The sequence below is a fragment of the Gammaproteobacteria bacterium genome (genome assembly GCA_013003425.1).
Lineage (GTDB): Bacteria > Pseudomonadota > Gammaproteobacteria > Steroidobacterales > JABDKV01 > JABDJB01.
The window spans coordinates 1-4,802 of record JABDJB010000100.1; the positions used below are offsets into that span (position 1 = coordinate 1).

Annotated in this window: 4 protein-coding genes and 1 pseudogene; 4 read left to right on the plus strand and 1 reads right to left on the minus strand. The window is 58.6% G+C overall.

The window, feature by feature from the left end:
* From HKN06_13675 to HKN06_13685, 3 genes are all read left to right on the plus strand, one after another.
* Positions 1 to 323: hypothetical protein (locus HKN06_13675; GenBank protein ID NNF62362.1), on the plus strand; the 323-nt coding region annotated here is incomplete at its 5' end.
* Complete coding sequence (locus tag HKN06_13680; protein ID NNF62363.1) at positions 323 to 775, plus strand: hypothetical protein; 453 nt, start codon at positions 323 to 325, stop codon at positions 773 to 775. The genes HKN06_13675 and HKN06_13680, both read left to right, overlap by 1 nt.
* A gap of 44 nt (positions 776 to 819) precedes the next feature.
* A complete protein-coding gene (locus HKN06_13685) occupies positions 820 to 1,149 on the plus strand; it encodes a hypothetical protein (GenBank protein NNF62364.1) in 330 nt (109 codons plus the stop codon).
* Positions 1,150 to 4,499: 3,350 nt separating this feature from the next.
* Here HKN06_13685 and HKN06_13690 read toward each other — a convergent pair.
* Positions 4,500 to 4,574, minus strand: a pseudogene (locus tag HKN06_13690) (LysM domain-containing protein).
* 115 nt (positions 4,575 to 4,689) lie between these two features.
* Here HKN06_13690 and HKN06_13695 point away from each other — a divergent pair.
* Positions 4,690 to 4,802, plus strand: a 113-nt coding sequence (locus HKN06_13695; GenBank protein ID NNF62365.1) for a prepilin-type N-terminal cleavage/methylation domain-containing protein, incomplete at its 3' end; no start/stop codon positions are given.

Genomic DNA, 4,802 nt, shown 5'->3' on the forward strand with positions numbered 1-4,802 from the left:
TTGAAGACCAGGAAGTTTTGTCCGGCGTAGAAGATTTCCAGTTCCAGTTTGGCATCGACACCGACGGCGACCTGGATGCCAACCGTTACGTCAACGCCAACAATCCAATGCTGGTGCCCGGCGATCCTGCGTTTGATCCAAATGCACAGATTGTCTCGGTCAGGATCTGGCTGCGGATGCGCACCATTCACCCGGAACAGGGCCACACCGACACCAGCGCTTATGTATACGCCGACCACAATACGCCGGCGCCCAATGACAATTTCCGACGCCTGGTGGTTTCCAAGACTATCCAGTTACGCAATACCAAAGAGCGAGTCTGATGAGAGTAAACACACTGACAATCACCACACGCCAGCAAGGCGCCGCCCTGATCGTGGGCCTCGTTCTCTTGCTGGTGATTACCGTCCTGGCCGTATCGAGCATGAACACCTCGACGGTGCAGCTGATGATGGCCGGTAACAAGCAGTTTGCCGAGACTGCATTCCAGGCTGCGGAAACAGGCATTGATCGCGCATTGCTGGCCGGTTCCTTCAACACCAAGACCAAGGCTGTCCAGCCCGTGACCCTGGTTTCCACTGCCTATGGTCGTGCCAAGGTTGGCAGTGAGACCGCCTTTGAAGTTCGTACTGCGGTACCCAGCGGCGGCTTCAGCATCGGCGGCGACGATACCTTCAGCGCCTATCACTTCGAAGTCGTCAGCACCGGTCGTGCCGAGCGCGGCTCAGAGTCCCGCCATCGGCAGAGATTTTACGTCATCGGTCCCGGCGGTTGAGCCGGCCTCGTCCCATTACAGGAATGACCTTTATGAATACTGCAATGATCAGAACATTAATTTATACGACCCTGCTGGCTCTGCCGCTCGCCGCAACTGCCGCCAAACTGGAGTCATCGGAACATGCTTACGAGTTGCCGGCGGCGGAAGTCGTGACCATTTCTCCAAACCGCGACGGCGCCCTGGTCTTCAAGCCCTGCGAAAGCTGCAAGGCAGTGCGGGCGATGCTCAGCGCCGAAACCCAGTTTGTGATTAACGAAGAACCAGTCACGAAGCAGGTCTTTCGACCGGCCATGCGCAAGAGTTCGGGCTGGGTGTATGTATTTGTTTCGATCGAAACCGGCAAGGTTCGCAAGATCGAACTCGACGAATGAGGATGGCTTCCATTTTGCAGGACTCCATCAATAGTTACCTGAGGTAAAAGCATGAAAGCTTCTTTCAAATCCAAGTTTTTTTCGGTGTGTGCTGGCATGACGCTGGCCATGTTAGGGGGCGCCCCGGCGCTGGCCGACGACACCGAAATCTTCAAGGGCGACGCGGGCCTCGCGGCTGGCGTACAGCCCAATGTGCTGTTCATTCTCGACACCTCGGGCAGTATGGACGGAGAAGTCAAAACTTCCGATCCCTATGACCCTGCCATAACTTATTCGGGCCCTTGCACCAGCGGCAGGGTTTACTGGCGCCAGGACTCGGGGACGCCGCCCGGTAGTTCATCGAGTTGCACTGGCAACTGGTTCCCCGAAACAATGATGAAGTGCGAGAGCGGCAGCCTGGAGTTGGCCGCCAAAGGCATCTCCACGCTCGACTACCTGGGCCAGCACGACTGGAAGTACGACACCCGCTGGGAGCTTATGCGCTCCAGCGCCAAGGACCGCCCGGTTGAATGCGAGAACGACTATGAAGATCACGGTGAAGTCGCCGGCGACGGCAAGGTCTATCCGGCCGATGGCGCCGTCGGGCCGTGGTCTGCGAACTCCGCGGACAGCGTAACCTGGGGTTCAGGTCAGCTGACCCGCCGCTACATCATGTACAACAGCAACTACCTGAACTGGTATCACGGGCCAAGCACAACTACCCAGACGAGGCTCGAAGTCGTCCAGCAGGTTACCAATGAACTGCTAGACGAGCTAAGTGGTATCAACGTTGGCGTAATGCGCTTTAGTCGGGACGGTGACGGTGGCATGGTCGTGCACCCGGTCGAGGATATTGATACAGCCCGTACGCCAGCCAAGGCTGCCATCAATGCATTCGACCACCAGGGCAACACACCTTTGTCCGAAACCATGTACGAGGCGCTCTTGTACTTCCGCGGCGACAAAGTTGACTACGGGCGCGACTCTGTGGGCAACGGCTACACTTCACAACCGTCTGTAGCCAGCTCACGAACCGGCACCGGCAGTAATGGTGGCGACTGGTACCAGAGTCCGATCCCGGCCAACACCTTCTCGTGCCAGAAGAACTTCATTGTGCTGCTGTCTGATGGTGCCCCTACCTCGGATACCTCGGCACAAAAAAAGATCGAGAGCCTGACCCTGCCGAATTTCTCTGATGCTACGGGGCGTACCGCCTGCGACGGCGGCACCGGCTCAGGCGCCTGCCTGGATGACGTGGCGGAGTACATGTTCAAGGCTGACATGAACAACGACCCATCCGATGGTGTGCAAAACGTCACCACTTATACGGTTGGATTTACGATCGATTTGCCATTGCTCGATTCCACCGCCAAACGTGGCGGCGGTGACTATTATCTTGCCGATGACACTGCCTCATTGAAAAATGCATTGACCGCTATTCTGACCGAGGTCCTGGAGGACAATACAACCTTCTCAGCCCCAACGGTGTCGGTAAACGCCTTTAATAGAACCCGGAACCTGGACCAACTTTTCGTAAATGTTTTCAAGTCTGCCGGGCGGCCTTTTTGGCAAGGTAATCTCAAAAAATATCGCCTCGTAGGTGACGATATCGTCGGGGCCGACGGTGTTACGCCCGTCGTAGATGAGGCCACCGGCTTCTTCAAGGACACGGCCCAGAGCCTGTGGTCCGATCGGGTCGACGGCGCCGAAGTCCCCATCGGCGGGGCGGCCGAGGAATTACCCTCGCCTGCTACCCGTAACCTTTACACCTACACGGGCACCAGTAACGTGCTCAGTGATCCCGGCAATCACCTGAAGGACACCAACACGGCGATTAGCGCTGCAATGCTCCAGCTTGGCCCTGATGATCCTTTGCTGGCAGATGCTATCAATTGGGCCCGCGGTCAGGATACCACCGATGATGACGGCGACGGTGACACTACTGAAGCCCGTTTCATTATGGGCGACCCGCTGCATGCTCGCCCTGCTCCCGTAATTTATGGCGGCTCGACCACCACGCCCGACGAGCAGGATGCGGTCATTTACGTCGCCACCAACGAGGGCTATTTACACGCAATCGACGCCAAAACCGGCGCCGAGCTGTTTGCCTTCATGCCGCCTAACCTGCTGCCCAATATCAAGCGCAATATCGACAACCCGCCCTCGCCCTTTAAAGGCTACGGGCTGGACGGCACCGTCAAGGCCTATACGGTCGACCTCAACAAGGACGGTATTGTGGATGCCTCGGCCGGCGACCGGGTGTTCCTGTTCTTCGGCATGCGCCGCGGCGGCAGCACCTACTACGCCATGGAAGTCACCAATCGCAACGCGCCCAAGCTTCTGTGGATGAAAGATCAGACCGACTTCCCGGGTTTGGGCCAGACCTGGTCTACTCCCAGCCTGACCCGCGTGGATGTGAGCGGCGCGACCCAAAACACCTGGAAGCTCACCATGGTGGTGGGCGGCGGCTACGACACCTCCCAGGACAATGCCGGCTATTCGACCGACAGCGTGGGCAATGCCGTATTCATGATCGACGCGCTGAGCGGCAACCTGCTGTGGTCAGCCGGCCCGAATGCCAGCAATAACCTGACCTTGCCGGATATGACCAACTCGATTCCTGCGCAGATGCGCGTCATTGATATGAACACCGACGGCTTCGCCGATCGCATGTACGTCGGTGACATGGGCGGGCGCGTATGGCGCTTCGACGTCTACAGCGGACAGCCAGCCAATTCGCTGGTTACCGGTGGCGTGATGGCCTCACTGGGCGCAGCTGACCAGACCACACCCACAGTCGCCGACAATCGCCGCTTCTATAACACGCCTGACGTGTCGTTTGTCCGCAGGGAAACTGGCAATTTCTTCAATGTCGCTATTGGCTCCGGCTATCGCGCGCACCCGCTGAGCAGCGCCACCGATGAGCGCTTCTATTCCCTGCGCGACTACCAACCCTTCCGGCAGCTCAACACGACGGAGTTTGCGACTTACAGTGCCAACAAGCTCACCGACTCGGATTCGCGTCTGGCGGATATTACGGGAGTACCCGGAAGCGCAATACCGACGATGCCCGCCGGGGCCATAGGCTGGAAAATGAGCCTTGGCAGCGGCGAAAAGGCCCTCGCGGTCTCCAAGACCTTTGAAGAACAGATCTTTTTCACAACCTACACACCACAAACCGGTGGCAACAGTTTCAGTTGTGTGCCTCAACGTGGCATAAACAAGCTGTATATCGTCAGTGTTGCGGACGGCAGCCCGACAGCAAACCTCGACGGCATCGGCTCGGACACCGCGCTCACCGTGGAGGATCGCACCCAGGGCCTGTCGCAAACCGGTATCGCCCCTGAAGTGACCTTCGTCTTCCAGCCGGACGGCGGAAGTGGCGGCGGCGGTGGTGGCGGTGGCGGCGGTGGCGGCGGTGGTGGCGGCGGTGGCTGCGCCGGCTTCAGCGGCGTCAAACCCAAGTGCCTGGTCGGCGTCGAAAAATGCGCCGCTGACTTCTGCAACGCGCCGGTGCGGACCTTCTGGACGCAGGACGACGCCACGGAAGACGAGTAAACTATGGCAGATGCCTACAAGGAGTATCCTGGAATGTCAGCAGACAGCAACCGATTGCACCAAGCCGAGCCCGCTTCCCGCGCCCGGGGCTTCACTCTGATCGAACTGCTGGTGAC

Excerpts from the sequence above, each read along its gene's own strand:
- HKN06_13685 (NNF62364.1), top strand. The coding sequence starts at position 820 with ATGATCAGAACATTAATTTATACGACCCTGCTGGCTCTGCCGCTCGCC.
- HKN06_13680 (NNF62363.1), top strand. The coding sequence starts at position 323 with ATGAGAGTAAACACACTGACAATCACCACACGCCAGCAAGGCGCCGCC.